This window comes from Microvirga sp. 2TAF3, assembly GCF_052114965.1.
GTDB lineage: Bacteria > Pseudomonadota > Alphaproteobacteria > Rhizobiales > Beijerinckiaceae > Microvirga.
In genome coordinates this window covers 352,918-365,448 of the sequence record NZ_JBFRFT010000001.1, presented here as the reverse complement: position 1 = coordinate 365,448, position 12,531 = coordinate 352,918, and the positions used below count along the sequence as shown (strand labels likewise).

The window sequence follows — 12,531 nt, the reverse complement described above, 5'->3', positions numbered from 1 at the left end:
AGGGGCGGTTAAACTGGGAATCCACAGCGGAACTGCCGAGTTTGCAGGGCGTTCGCTTCCTCATGGATCCTTATGTCGTCGTCCTCACGGTCTTTGGGATGGTGGTTCTGCTCACCGCCTGGCTGCCCATGGTGCTGAAGGAGCTGCCCCTGACGCTGCCGATCTTCTGCGTCGCCCTGGGCGCGGCGATCTTCGCCATTCCGCATATTCCCGGGGTGATTCCCCATCCGAGAGAGCAGATCAAGCTCGTCGAGCACCTGAGCGAGTTCGTGGTCATCATCGCGCTCATGGGCGCGGGACTGAAGATCGACCGTCCCTTCAGCTGGCGGCGCTGGAAGCTGACCTGGCGTCTTCTCGGCATCTCCATGCCCCTGACCATTCTCGCCCTCGTCCTCCTTGGCCAGACTCTGCTAGGATTGGGCTTCGCCACCGCCATGCTCCTGGCCGCCACGCTCGCACCGACGGATCCGGTGCTCGCCAGCGACGTGCAGGTGGGGCCGCCCGGGGGTGGGGAGGAGGACGAGGTCCGTTTCTCGCTGACCTCCGAAGCCGGGCTGAACGACGGCCTCGCCTTTCCCTTCGTGCTTCTGGCGATTTTCTTCGTCCACGAGACGAGTCTGAGGACTTTCGCGGAGTGGCTGGCCTATGCGGTCGTCTGGAAGGTCGCGGCCGGTACCGGCATCGGCTATCTCGCCGGCCGGATCTTAGGCTGGCTGACCTTTCACCTGCCCAATCGCGCCCGCCTCTCCCGCACCGGCGTCGGCTTCGTGGCGCTCGGCATCACCTGTCTCGTCTACGGCCTCTGCGAGATCGTGAAGGGCTATGGCTTCTTAGGGGTCTTCGTGGCGGCGCTCGCTCTCCGCTCCACCCAGCACGAGCATCATTACCACCGGCGCCTGCACGATTTCGCCGAGGAGCTGGAGCGTCTCACCATGATGGTGCTGCTCGTGCTCACGGGCGGCGTGATCACGGGCGGCGGATTGTTCGAGAGCCTGACCTGGGGATCCGCAGCCTTCGCGATCCTGGCGATTTTCCTGGTGCGGCCTCTCGCAGGCTGGATCGGGCTTCTCGGCGTCAGCCGGCCCGCCCCGGAAAAATGGGCGATCAGCTTCTTCGGCATCCGCGGCATCGGCTCGATCTATTACCTGGCCTACGGGTTGCAGAGGGGCGCGTTCGAAAAGCCCGATCTGCTCTGGAGCACGACCGGCCTCATCATCCTCGTCTCCATCGTCCTGCACGGGGTCACGGTGACGCCTGCCATGAACCGGCTCGACCGGCACCGGAGCGTCATGGCCCGGAAGGCCGAGGCGCGTCCTACTCCGCCGCGAGGGGAAGCTCGCCTGTCTTGAGATCGGCCTTGGCGAGATCGCGGATATGGACGAGGTCCTTGAGGAAGACGTCGTGGGCCTGCTTTTTCGTCTCTTCGTCGGGCAGGCGCAGCAGATAGGATGGGTGCACGGTGATGTAGCCGTCCCAATTCCCGAATTTCGCCCGCCCGCGCGAGCGGGAAATCGGCGTCTGCTTGCCTGTGAGCGCGAGAAGGGCCGTGCCGCCGAGCGCGACCACGAGCTTCGGTTTGATCAGTTCCAGCTCCTTCATCAGCCAGGGCCGGTAATGCTTCACCTCGCCCGCCGTCGGCTTGGAATGGATGCGTCGGTGGCCGCGCTGCTCGAATTTGAAATGCTTTACCGCATTGGTGAGATAGACCTTGTCGCGGTCGATCCCCGCCTCCTTCATGATCTTGTCGAACAGCCTGCCTGCGGGCCCCACGAAGGGGCGGCCCTGCAAATCCTCCTGATCGCCCGGCTGCTCGCCGACGAACACGATATCCGCATGATCCGGGCCTTCGCCGAACACTGCCTGCGTCGCGCCGGGCACCAGCGGACCCGCCTTGGCGATGGCGGCGTTGAGTTCTTCAAGGGTCTTCGGCTCCCGATCCCACATGTGATCCCCTGCGGCCTCGGAGGTGTGGTCCTGTTTGCGTTTGGCGGGCATGGCGGGCTCCTGCTCGATCATGCTTTCAACGCCTGGGCGCGCGGTTTGGATCGGGCTCGCCATCGACGCGGCCTGCGGCAGGTTGCGCCGGATTTCCCGCGCCATCAGGTCGAGCCGGTGGACGAGCGGGTCGCTCGTGATGTCGAGGAGTTCGCGCTCGCCGTTCAGGACCCGCCAGATGAGCTGATAAAGCAGGGCGTAGCGTTCTGGATCCCGATGATGCACGACAAGGCCGATCAGTTCGCCGACGGCGCGGGGCAGCGAGACCGGCGGCGCCTCGCCCTCGCCGGCCTCGCCGAACAGATCGGGCTCATCGGAGATGGTCCAGAGCACATGCTGAGGTGCCAGCTCCTCGCCGATCAGCCGGCGCACCGCCCGGCGGAATCCATCGAGATCCGCGCCGCAATTCAGGGTGATGCGATGGAGTGTCATAGGCGCTCCCTCTGCCGTTCCGGGCCGGGCTCCACTTGCACAACCTCGGAAGGATGGTTGCGTTGCAAGCTCATAGCCGTCTATATGTTCGCTGTTTGTTCTATCAAAGGAAGGACCTCGGGACGAGAGGTTCAGGCGGGGCGTGAGGTCGCATGGGATCGTTGAACGGCCAGATCGGATTGCAGCGGATCGAGGCGGCCATCAGAATCCCGGGCCGCGAAGCTTTCCGTCGGGCTGAAACGTCCGACACTCTCGCCAGCGCGGACGGACAACCCTATTCTTATCCGATGAACGTTTTGCTGACTCCCGCCACGCGCCTCTGGGTCCGCCTGCATCTCAACGAAATCGGCCCCCTGGTTTCCTTGGCGGGCTGCGCTTTCTTCGCCTGGGCCTTTGTCGCTATTGCGGGAGAAGTCTTTGAGGGCGAGACGCATGCCTTCGACAGCGCCATCCTGCTCTCCTTGCGCAATCCGCAGAATCTCGCCGACCCGATCGGACCCAGCTGGCTGGAAGAATCGGCGCGGGATATCACGGGGCTTGGCGGCTACGCCATCCTGACCATCGTGACGGTCTCGGCCTTCGTCTATCTGCTGATGGCGGGAAAACGGGGCGCGGCCCTTCTCGTGGCCGTGGCGGTGATCGGCGGCACGTTGCTCTCGACGGGGCTCAAGCTCGGCTTCGAGCGGCCGCGTCCCGATCTCGTGCCGCATGCGGCCCGCGTCTACACGGCGAGTTTCCCGAGCGGCCACGCCATGCTTTCCGCCGTGACCTATCTGACGCTCGGGGCGCTGCTGTCCCGGGTGCAGGAACGCCGGCGGATGCAGGCCTTCATCATGGGCCTTGCCGTCGCCATCACCTTGCTGGTGGGGGTAAGCCGCATCTATCTCGGCGTGCACTGGCCGAGCGACGTGCTGGGCGGCTGGGCCGTCGGCGCGGCCTGGGCGTCCTTGTGCTGGTTCGTGGCGCTGCAATTGCAACGGCGCGGTCAGGTCGAGAAGCCGGGCGAGACCTCGTCGCCATCATGATGGATGACGCGATCAAGCCCACCCGCAAACCGCCGCGCAAGGTCACGCCCGCCTATCTGCAGCGGGCGGCCATGGCCTATCTCGAGCGCTATGCCTCCTCGGCCGAGAATCTGCGCCGTGTGCTGAAGCGCAAGGTGGACAAGCGCTGCCGCCTGCGCGGCGAGGAGCCGGCTGAGTTTTACGAGGCCATCGACGAGGTGGTGGAAAAAAGCCTGCGCAGCGGACTTGTCGACGACACCCGCTATGCGGAGGCGCGCGTCGCGACCTTGCGCCGCCGGGGCGGTTCGGCCCGCGCCATTCGCGCCAAGCTCTCGCTCAAGGGTATCGACCGGGCGACTATCGCAACGGCGCTCGAGGGCGAGGAGGGCGACGAGGAACAGGCCGCCCGCGCCCTGGCCCGCCGCCGCAAGCTCGGGCCCTACCGGCCCGGCGAACGCGCGCCCTATCGGGACAAGGATCTCGCGGCCCTGGCGCGGGCCGGCTTTTCCTTCGACATCGCCCGGCGCATCGTCGACGGCGAACGCGAGGATAACGCAGGCTAAAGCATCGGATGAGAGCATCGTTCTGAGCGCAAAACCGGGTCCACTTTTGCGCACGATACTCTAGATCAGGCTCGCCCCCACATTGACCGCGAGCGCGAGAATCGTCGTGTTGAAGAGAAACGACAGAATGGCGTGCCCCAGCGCGAGGCGGCGCATGCGCTTGGAGACGATGACCACGTCCGAGGTCTGGGCGGCAGCGCCGAAGTTGAAGGAAAAATACATGAAGTCCCAATAATCCGGCTTCAACCTGTGGGGAAAGGTCAGGCCGCCGCGCTCGCCCTGGTCGCCGTAATATTCGTGAGTGTAGTGGATGGCGAAGATCGTGTGCACGAAGAACCACGAGCAGAAAATGGTGACGACGCCGATGGTGACCCGGAAAGGCTGGCCCGCAGGATCGTCGTGAATGCCGTGCAGCTCTATTGCGATGGCGCCGAGGCTGGCAATGGCGGCCACGAGGATCAGGATGAGGATGATGGTGGCTCCCTCGTCCTCCAGCTTGGCCCGCTCCTGCATCTGGCCGATGGATGAGCGGCTAGCCATGAATCCGGCGAGGGCCAGATAGGTCACAACGCCGGCATCCCATCCCACCAGCGCCCGTGAATTGGGCTGCCAGTTGCCCGGAAGAAGCATGAAGATGGCGACGGCCACGAGCGTGGCGCCGAGAAGCCGCGAATGCAGGCGAGCAAGCTGGGTCATGGTTCACATCCTTCGGCCCGGGAGGATTCGCCCAGGCCGAAACCGTCCTCAAGATGATGCGCCGGACACATTCGCCAAGATGGCAAGGCATGCCGGACTGGAGGCTTCAGCAAACTGTCCTAAAGCATCAGACCCAAAAGTGGATTCCACTTTTAGGATCATCCGATACTTTTTCCCCTGATGAGAGCATCGTTCTAAGCGCAAAACCGGGTCCACTTTTGCGCACGATGCTCTAGATGACCGAACGCAACTGGCGAAGGAGATCATGATGAATCGCAAGGGGAAGGCCGTATGGCAGGGCACCGGCAAGGATGGCAGCGGCCAACTCAGCACGGATTCCGGCGTTCTGTCGAACACGCCCTATTCGTTCAAGACCCGGTTCGAGAACGAGAAGGGCACCAACCCGGAGGAGCTGATCGCCGCGGCGCATGCGGGCTGCTTCACCATGGCCCTGGCCTTCCAGCTCCAGAGCGCGGGCTTCACTCCCACCGAACTCGCCACCGAAGCCACCGTGTCCCTCGACAAGGAAGGCGACGGGTTCAAGATCTCGAAATCGGCCCTGACGCTTCAGGCCAAGGTGCCCGGCATCGACCGCGCCAAGTTCGAGGAGCTCGCCCGCGCCGCCGAGAAGAACTGCCCGGTCTCCAAGGTCCTCAACGCCGACATCACGATGGATTTCACCCTGGCTTGAGGGTTGGGGATCCTTCGTCGTTCCGGGCGCACCTCCCCTCCCCCTTGCGGGGAGGGGCAGGGGTGGGGGGCGGAAAGTCGAAGCGCTGTGTTAAATGCGTGAGGGCTCAAGGCCGCTACAGCTCTCCCTCCACCCTGCTCACCTGGTCGTTCCACCCCCATCCTCGATCCCTCCCCGCCGCAAGTTGGGTGTTCCCGACTGGCGCAGGATGAAGCGGATCTCGGGAACACCCGAGATCCGGGAGAGGGAAGAGTAGAACCCGCTAAACCCCCAGCCGCTTCGCCCAATCCTTCGGCACGGCGATGGCATCAAGCCCCAGCCATTCTGCCATGAGGCGCAGTTCATCGCTCAAGGCGGGGGCGATCTCGGCCGGATGGACGGAGGTTTCCGGGTGGATCGAATGGACGAGGAGCCGTCCCGTGGCGCGGTCGGCCTTCAGGTCGAGCCGGGCGACAATCCTTTCGCCGAGCAGGAAGGGCAGGCAGTAATAGCCGAATTCGCGCTTCTCGGCGGGCGTGTAGATCTCGATGCGGTAGCGGAAATCGAACAGGCGCTCGGTCCGCGTGCGCTCCCAGACAATGGGATCGAAAGGCGAGACGAGGGCCCGCGCCTCGACCCGGCGCGGGATGCGCGCCGCGGGATCGAGATAGACCGGCCCGTTCCAGCCCTCGACGGTGACGGGAACAAGATCGCCCGCCTCGATCAGTTCGGGAATGCGGGCCTTGGCATCCGCCGCCTCGAGGCGGAAATAGTCGCGCAGGCAGCGCTCGCTGGCGATGCCGAGAGCACGGATCGACAGGCGCAGCAATTCCCGCTGCGCCTCCTCGTCCGATGGCGTCGGTGCGTTGATCACGGCGGAGGGCAGCACGCGCTCCGGCAGATCGTAGATGCGCTCGAAGCCGCGCCGGGTCGCCGTGGTGACTTCACCGGCCCAGAACAGCCATTCGAGCGCTCGCTTGCCGTCGCTCCAGCCCCACCAGGACCCTTGGCCCTTGCCGCCGCCGGAGAGTTCGCCCGCGCCCATCGGTCCTCGCGTGGCGATTTCGCGTCTCACCTCCTCGATGAAGGCACGCTTCTCGCGTCCGAACCGGGCAAGTCCGCCATAGATGCTCTCGCCCCGCGCGGCGCGGGCCATGCGCCAGCGGAACAGGGGATGCAGGTCGAGGCGAATCAGGGACGCCTCGTGCCCCCAATATTCGAAGGTGCTGCGCTTCTTCGGATGATAGGAGGCCTTTTCGAGCAGGTCCCGGTCATAGGCGCCGATCCGCGAAAAGAGCGGCATGTAATGGGCGCGCACCAGCACGTTGACCGAATCGATCTGAAGCAGGTTCGACCGGGCGAGCACCCGGGCGAAATGGCGGGATGTGGGCGCATCGGGGCGCCCGTCGGAAAAACCTTGGGCGGCGAGCGCGATACGGCGGGCCTGGGCGAGGGAAACTTGGGCGAGGGAGAAGCGGGTGCGGGGAGCCATGGCGAACATTTGAAGAACTTCGCACAGCTAGCGCCATGTCGCGGTATCCCGCAACCCGCTTCGCGCGATATCCACTCCGCCCGTATCTCTGTGGTTCCCGGAACGAAGCGAAAGCGGAGGGGAGGGGTGTCCATCTCACCCGTGGCGCTATGGATACCCTTCCCTGCCTGACGGCCGCCAAGGATGGCAGGGCAGCGACAATCCACAGCCCGGCTGGGCCGGGCTCTGGAACCCGACCGCGTGCCGATGCTTAAATCTTCTTCAAGTCTGCGCGCATATCTGCCCTGCGGCCCGGGATTCGAGACAAAGACCCTCTTGTCCCCTAAAGAGGCCGTAGCAACGCGATGGAAGAGATGGATCAACCGACATCCAAGACCCTGCGGCACGCGCAGGGACAAGCCCTCAGCCCGGCTGAGATCCGCACGATCATCATCGGTCTCATGCTGGCGATGCTGCTTGCCGCTCTCGACCAGACCATCATCGCCACCGCCCTGCCGACCATCGGCCGCGAACTCGGCGATCTGGAGCATCTGCCCTGGGTGGTGACGGTCTATCTTTTGACCGCGACCGCCGTGACGCCGCTCTACGGCAAGTTCAGCGACAGCCACGGGCGGCGCATCACCATGCTGATCGGCATCGTCATTTTCATCCTGGGCTCCATTGCCTGCGCGATGGCGCCGAGCATGCTCGCGCTGATTCTTGCGCGCGGCGTGCAGGGATTGGGCGGCGGCGGGTTGATCGCGCTCGGCCAGACCATCGTGGCCGATCTCGTCGCGCCGAAGGAGCGGGCGAAGTATCAGGTCTATTTCGCCAGCGTGTTCATGACCTCGAGCCTCATCGGGCCGGTGCTCGGCGGTTTTTTCGCGGAGCATCTACACTGGTCGGTGATCTTCTGGATCAACCTGCCGCTCGGCCTCATCGCCCTTCTCATCGCCTATCACGGCCTTAAAAAACTGCCGCGCTTCGACCGGCCGCACAAGCTCGACGTTTTGGGCGCGCTTCTCCTGGTTTCCGCCACCGTCTCCCTGCTGCTGGCTTTGAGCTGGGGCGGCCTGCGCTTTCCGTGGGGCTCCATGCCCATTCTCGGCCTCGTCGCCGCCTCTGCCCTCCTCTGGGTGCTGTTCGCGATCCGGATGCGGGTTGCGCCCGAGCCGCTCATTCCACCGGGCGTGCTGCACAATCCGGTGGTGCGCATGGGCACGCTCGCGGCCTGTTTCGGCATGGGCACCTATATTGGCCTCACCATCTATCTGCCGGTCTATTTCGAGACCGTGCGTGGCCTTTCGGCCAGCCTCTCGGGTCTCGCGCTCATCCCCCTCATGGTCGGCACGGTGGTCGGCGCCACCCTGTCGGGCCGGACCATGGCGAAGGTGAAGCACTACAAGCGGTTGCCCATGGCGGGCCTCGCCATCGCGACCATTGCGACCGCAAGTCTCGCCCTGTTCGGCGACAGGCTTCCCCTGTCCGGCATCGAGATCATGCTCGCCGTCATCAGCATCGGGCTCGGAACGCTCCTGCCGGTCTCGACGGTGTCGATCCAGAACGCGGTCGCCTTGCATGAACTGGGCACCGCGACGGGCACCGCCAATTTCTTCCGCTCTCTCGGCGGCGCCTTCATCGTCGCGATCTTCGGCGCCATCGTGCTCGGCGGCACGGGCATGGGCGGAGCCGCCAGTTTCGAGACCCTCGCCGCTTCGGCAGCGAGAAGCGGCATCGACCTCGCCGTTGTGTTCTCCTATGTCTTCATGGCAGCGGTGGCCGGCTTCGCTCTTGCGCTCGCCTTCCTCATCGCCATGGAGGAGCGGCCCCTGCGTGGCAGCGCAGTCAAGGCGGCCGAGGCGGCCATCGCGGATTGATTCCGATCAGTCCAGCGTCTGCCGGAAACGCGCTACGGCCAGCACCATCACGGCGAGCGTAAAGAGAGCAAGCGCCAGGACATCGAATTGCAGATCGACGAAGGTCGCACCTTTCAGCATGATGCCGCGCACGATGCGTAAGTAGTGGGTCAGGGGCAGAAATTCGCCGACCTGCTGTGCCCATTGCGGCATGCCTCTGTAGGGGAACATGAAACCCGACAGGAGCATGTTCGGCAGAAAGAAGAAGAACGACATCTGCATCGCCTGCAGCTGGCTCGTGGCGATGGTCGAGAAGGTGTAGCCGACCGAGAGATTGGCGATGATGAAGAGCATGGTCAGCGCCAGGAGAAGCATGAGGCTGCCTTCGATGGGCACGCCGAACAGAAGCCACGCCGCGCTCAAGATCAGCGTCATCTGCAGGCCGCCGACCACCACATAGGGCGCGATCTTGCCGAGCATGATCTCGACCGGCCGGATCGGCATGGCGAGCAGGCTTTCCATGGTGCCGCGCTCGATCTCGCGGGTCACGGACAGGCCGGTGAAGATCAGCATGGTCAGCGTCAGGATCGTGCCCATCAGGCCGGGAACGATGTTGAGCCGCGTCTCGATGGCCGGGTTGTAGCGCAGGTGGACGCGCAGGTCGAAAGGCGGCGGCTTGGGCGCGAGCGAGGCGGCGGGGCCGATGAGTTCGCGGGAGAAGACGTTCTGGGACAGGCCGTTGAGGGCGGCGACGGCCTGTCCCGTCGCCGTGGGATCGGTGGCGTCCGCGACGACGAGAATCTCGGGCCTGTCGCCGCGGATCAGGGCGCGCCCGAAATGGGCGGGAATTTGCACGCCGAACAGCGCCTTGCCGGAAAGAATGAGATGGTCGAGCTCGTCCTCGCTGGAGGCCGTCATGCTGATGTCGAAATAGTCGGTCGCGCGCATGGCCGCGAGGTAGGAGCGCGCGAAGGAGCTGTCGTCCTGGATCAGGACCGCCGTCGGCAGATGGCGCGGATTGGCGTTGATCGCCGTGCCGAACAACAAAAGCTGCATGAGCGGAATGAAGATCATCGTCGCAAAGGTCAGCCGGTCGCGGCGCAGTTGCAGGAATTCCTTGATGAAGGTCGCGCGCAGGCGTCCGAGCGAGGCGCGAAAACCGCGCGTGCGCCGGTCGATGTCGCTTCCCGCGCTCATGCGTAATTGTCCTTCGTCCGGCTCATCAGGTCGATGAACACGTCTTCGAGCGTCGGCTCGCCCCGCGTCCAGATCTGCGGGCCTTGCGCGCGCAACGCCGCGGTCGCCGCATCGAGCTTTTCCCCATCGCGCCCGCTGACATGCAGCTCGACGCCGAAGGGCGCCACCATGTCGACCCCGTCGAGGGTTTTCAAACGGTCCGCCAGATCGGCAAGGTCCGGCCCCGTGACGTTGTAGGTGGAGAGATGCGCATCGGCGACGACCTGCTCCACCGTGCCGTGGGTGAGCAATTCGCCGTAAGCGATATAGGCGATCTCGTGGCAGCGCTCCGCCTCGTCCATGTAATGGGTCGAGACCAGGACGGTCATGCCCTCATGGGCGAGCTTGTGGATCTCGTCCCAGAAGTCGCGCCGCGCTTTCGGGTCGACGCCCGCCGTCGGCTCGTCGAGGAGCAGAAGCTCGGGCGCAGGCAGGATGCAGGCGCCGAGGGAAAGCCGCTGCTTCCAGCCGCCCGAGAGCGCGCCCGCGAGCTGGTCGGCGCGGTTCTCGAGCCCGAGCCGCGCGATCGCGTTCTGCGCGGCGCGACGCGGGTTCTCGAGGTTGTAGATGCGCGCCACGAATTCCAGGTTCTCGCGGATCGACAGGTCCTGATAGAGCGAGAAGCGTTGTGTCATGTAGCCCACATGACGCTTGATGTCCGCTGTCTGCGTGCGGATGTCGTAACCGAGGCAGGTGCCATGTCCGCTATCGGGGGTCAGAAGCCCGCAGAGCATGCGCAAGGTGGTGGTCTTGCCGCTGCCGTTGGGGCCGAGAAAGCCGTAGATCAGGCCCTTGTGCACGCGCATGGTCAGATTCTTGACGACCGGCGGGCCGCCGAAGGATTTCGTCAGCCCTTCGACATCGATGACGATGTCGGGCTCCGATGCCGCCTGGATCGCCTGCATGCTCATGAGGACCGCTCCGACGGGACAACGCTCACCGGCTGGCCGACTGGCAAGACATAATCGCCGATGGGCGTCGCCTCGATGCGGAATACGAGCTTCGCCCGCTCCTCAAGGCTGAAGATCACCGGCGGCGTGAATTCCGCATCGCGGGAGATGAACGTGATCCTGGCGTTGAGTCCCTTCGGGCAATTGTCGCAGGTCACGCCGACCACGTCGCCGAGGGCGATGGTCGAGAGCTTGGGTTCCGGTAAGTAGAAGCGGATGCGCCGGTTGCCGGGAGGCAGAAGCGAAAGCACCGGCTGGCCGGCATTGGCCACCTCGCCGGTGCGGAAGAAGACGTCCTGCACCTGGGCATCGGCGGGGGCGTAGACCTTCAGTTTCGCCAGACGCGTCTCGGCCTGATCGAGATTGGCCTGCGCCGCCTTCACCGCCGCCTCCGAGGCATCGATCTCGCCGATTCGGGCGGGAATGCGCCCGGCCTGGATCTGGCGCTGCACGGCTTCGAGCGCCGCCTTGTCCCGGTCATTGGTCGCCTTGGCCTGATCGTATTGCGCCTTCGCCGAAATTCCCTTCTCGAACAGATTCTGCTGCCGGGCGAGTTCGGCGGTGGACAAGGTGAGCTGCGCTTCGGCCTGTCGCTCCTGCGCCTGCAGCACGGCGATCTCTTCCGGACGCTGCAGGAAGGCGCGGAGATTGGCCAGCTGCGATTGCGCCTGCTGCAACTGCGCTGCCGCCTGATCGCGTTGCGCGAGCTCCATCGATCCCTCGATCTGAAACAGAAACTGGCCGGCCTTGACCTGGCTGCCGGAATCGACGGTCAGATTCTGAATACGCCCCCCCGTCTCCGGCGCGGCATAGACGAAATAGCCTTCCACATAGCCCTGGAAGCGGTCGGCATTCTCCCGCGGGTTCAAGTAGAACCACACGCCGGCGCCAGTGAGAAGCAGAAGCGTGATCAGCACGATGTTCCTGACCCGCCTCCGCATCATGACGGGGATCCTTTCATAGCCCTCATCAGAAGCGCGAGATGCGTCTCCAGCATGGTATCGATATCGAGCGGATCGAATTTCTGAAAGAAGCTCGTCCACAGCAGCGCGACGAGACCGGGCGCGATGGCAAGCTGCGGGAAACGGACCAGCGCGTCCGATCCGAACTCGCCGGTCGCGACACCTTGCTCGGCGATGTTTCGCAAAAGCCGCACGCCCTTGCTGATGACCTCGCGATGATAGACTTCCGCGAGTTCGGGGAACCGGCCCGCCTCGGATAGGATCAGCCGCACGATATCGACGCGGCGGGTACCGAGAACCTCCTTGCGCAGAAACGCGAAAAGCGCCCGCAGCTTGTCCTCGGCGGAGGCGTCGAGATTCAGCACCTTCTGCCTGATCGCTCCGATCGGTTCGCCGATGCCGGAATGGATCAGGGCCTCGAACAGGGCCTGTTTCGACGGCACGTAGAGATAGACGGTGCCCTTCGCGACGCCTGCCCGCGCCGCTACATCCTCAAGCCGCGCTTCCGCAAAACCTTTCTCCAGAAAAATGTCGAGCGCCGCATCCAGAATGATCTGGAGCTTGGCCTGACGATCTTCCTCGCTCCGGGCGGGATTCCGCCGCGTGACACGCCGTTTCGCCGACAAGGGAGCCGCCTTTCGACCATACTGACTGACTAGTCAGTCAGTATGGAGCAGGCAACCGGGAAGTCGAATC

Annotated in this window: 12 protein-coding genes; 5 read left to right on the top strand and 7 right to left on the bottom strand. The window is 64.6% G+C overall.

Annotation, left to right across the window (positions count from 1 at the left end; genetic code table 11):
• Positions 1-41: 41 nt before the first annotated feature.
• The gene (locus AB4Y97_RS01640) at positions 42-1,349 is read left to right on the top strand and encodes a cation:proton antiporter (protein ID WP_441997245.1); all 1,308 of its coding nucleotides are present in this window, start codon (positions 42-44) and stop codon (positions 1,347-1,349) included.
• On the opposite strand, the gene AB4Y97_RS01635 is transcribed toward AB4Y97_RS01640, so the two are convergent.
• Positions 1,315-2,427, bottom strand: a complete 1,113-nt coding sequence (locus AB4Y97_RS01635; RefSeq protein WP_441997244.1) for a UdgX family uracil-DNA binding protein — start codon at positions 2,425-2,427, stop codon at positions 1,315-1,317. The genes AB4Y97_RS01640 and AB4Y97_RS01635 overlap by 35 nt on opposite strands.
• A gap of 287 nt (positions 2,428-2,714) precedes the next feature.
• Between AB4Y97_RS01635 and AB4Y97_RS01630 the strand changes: the two genes are divergently transcribed.
• Together AB4Y97_RS01630 and AB4Y97_RS01625 are read left to right on the top strand one after the other, a co-directional pair.
• The gene (locus tag AB4Y97_RS01630) at positions 2,715-3,452 is read left to right on the top strand and encodes a phosphatase PAP2 family protein (RefSeq protein WP_441997406.1); all 738 of its coding nucleotides are present in this window, start codon (positions 2,715-2,717) and stop codon (positions 3,450-3,452) included.
• Positions 3,449-3,994 carry a regulatory protein RecX gene (locus AB4Y97_RS01625; RefSeq protein WP_441997243.1) on the top strand — a complete coding sequence of 182 codons (546 nt, stop codon included), beginning with the start codon at positions 3,449-3,451 and terminating at the stop codon, positions 3,992-3,994. The genes AB4Y97_RS01630 and AB4Y97_RS01625 overlap by 4 nt, the downstream gene beginning before the upstream one ends.
• Positions 3,995-4,054: 60 nt before the next feature.
• Here the strand turns inward: AB4Y97_RS01625 and AB4Y97_RS01620 are convergent, their stop codons facing one another.
• On the bottom strand, positions 4,055-4,690 hold the full coding sequence (locus AB4Y97_RS01620; RefSeq protein ID WP_441997242.1) for a DUF1345 domain-containing protein: 636 nt from the start codon (positions 4,688-4,690) through the stop codon (positions 4,055-4,057).
• A gap of 268 nt (positions 4,691-4,958) precedes the next feature.
• Between AB4Y97_RS01620 and AB4Y97_RS01615 the strand changes: the two genes are divergently transcribed.
• Entirely contained in the window at positions 4,959-5,381 is a 423-nt protein-coding gene (locus AB4Y97_RS01615) for an OsmC family protein (protein ID WP_441997405.1), read from the top strand.
• A 262-nt stretch (positions 5,382-5,643) separates the two neighbouring features.
• Here AB4Y97_RS01615 and AB4Y97_RS01610 read toward each other — a convergent pair whose 3' ends face one another.
• Positions 5,644-6,852 carry a winged helix-turn-helix domain-containing protein gene (locus AB4Y97_RS01610; protein ID WP_441997241.1) on the bottom strand — a complete coding sequence of 403 codons (1,209 nt, stop codon included), beginning with the start codon at positions 6,850-6,852 and terminating at the stop codon, positions 5,644-5,646.
• 344 nt (positions 6,853-7,196) lie between these two features.
• Here AB4Y97_RS01610 and AB4Y97_RS01605 point away from each other — a divergent pair, with 344 nt between their 5' ends.
• The gene (locus AB4Y97_RS01605) at positions 7,197-8,708 is read left to right on the top strand and encodes an MDR family MFS transporter (RefSeq protein WP_441997240.1); all 1,512 of its coding nucleotides are present in this window, start codon (positions 7,197-7,199) and stop codon (positions 8,706-8,708) included.
• A 6-nt stretch (positions 8,709-8,714) separates the two neighbouring features.
• Here the strand turns inward: AB4Y97_RS01605 and AB4Y97_RS01600 are convergent, their stop codons facing one another.
• Genes AB4Y97_RS01600 through AB4Y97_RS01585 form a run of 4 tightly spaced genes read right to left on the bottom strand, consistent with a single transcriptional unit; the run spans position 8,715 to position 12,461 of the window.
• On the bottom strand, positions 8,715-9,884 hold the full coding sequence (locus tag AB4Y97_RS01600) for an ABC transporter permease (protein ID WP_441997239.1): 1,170 nt from the start codon (positions 9,882-9,884) through the stop codon (positions 8,715-8,717).
• Positions 9,881-10,834 (bottom strand): ABC transporter ATP-binding protein, encoded by a 954-nt coding sequence (locus AB4Y97_RS01595; protein ID WP_441997238.1) that lies wholly within the window; start codon positions 10,832-10,834, stop codon positions 9,881-9,883. The genes AB4Y97_RS01600 and AB4Y97_RS01595 overlap by 4 nt, the downstream gene beginning before the upstream one ends.
• On the bottom strand, positions 10,831-11,817 hold the full coding sequence (locus tag AB4Y97_RS01590; RefSeq protein WP_441997237.1) for an HlyD family secretion protein: 987 nt from the start codon (positions 11,815-11,817) through the stop codon (positions 10,831-10,833). Before AB4Y97_RS01590 ends, AB4Y97_RS01595 begins: the two co-directional genes overlap by 4 nt.
• Positions 11,814-12,461, bottom strand: a complete 648-nt coding sequence (locus AB4Y97_RS01585) for a TetR/AcrR family transcriptional regulator (RefSeq protein ID WP_441997236.1) — start codon at positions 12,459-12,461, stop codon at positions 11,814-11,816. The genes AB4Y97_RS01590 and AB4Y97_RS01585 overlap by 4 nt, the downstream gene beginning before the upstream one ends.
• Between the last annotated feature and the right edge of the window lie 70 nt (positions 12,462-12,531).

Coding starts and splice junctions, on each gene's coding strand:
- AB4Y97_RS01595 (WP_441997238.1), bottom strand. CDS start 10,834: ATGAGCATGCAGGCGATCCAGGCGGCATCGGAGCCCGACATCGTCATC.
- AB4Y97_RS01590 (WP_441997237.1), bottom strand. CDS start 11,817: ATGATGCGGAGGCGGGTCAGGAACATCGTGCTGATCACGCTTCTGCTT.
- AB4Y97_RS01605 (WP_441997240.1), top strand. CDS start 7,197: ATGGAAGAGATGGATCAACCGACATCCAAGACCCTGCGGCACGCGCAG.
- AB4Y97_RS01615 (WP_441997405.1), top strand. CDS start 4,959: ATGAATCGCAAGGGGAAGGCCGTATGGCAGGGCACCGGCAAGGATGGC.
- AB4Y97_RS01610 (WP_441997241.1), bottom strand. CDS start 6,852: ATGGCTCCCCGCACCCGCTTCTCCCTCGCCCAAGTTTCCCTCGCCCAG.
- AB4Y97_RS01600 (WP_441997239.1), bottom strand. CDS start 9,884: ATGAGCGCGGGAAGCGACATCGACCGGCGCACGCGCGGTTTTCGCGCC.
- AB4Y97_RS01635 (WP_441997244.1), bottom strand. CDS start 2,427: ATGACACTCCATCGCATCACCCTGAATTGCGGCGCGGATCTCGATGGA.
- AB4Y97_RS01620 (WP_441997242.1), bottom strand. CDS start 4,690: ATGACCCAGCTTGCTCGCCTGCATTCGCGGCTTCTCGGCGCCACGCTC.
- AB4Y97_RS01625 (WP_441997243.1), top strand. CDS start 3,449: ATGATGGATGACGCGATCAAGCCCACCCGCAAACCGCCGCGCAAGGTC.
- AB4Y97_RS01630 (WP_441997406.1), top strand. CDS start 2,715: ATGAACGTTTTGCTGACTCCCGCCACGCGCCTCTGGGTCCGCCTGCAT.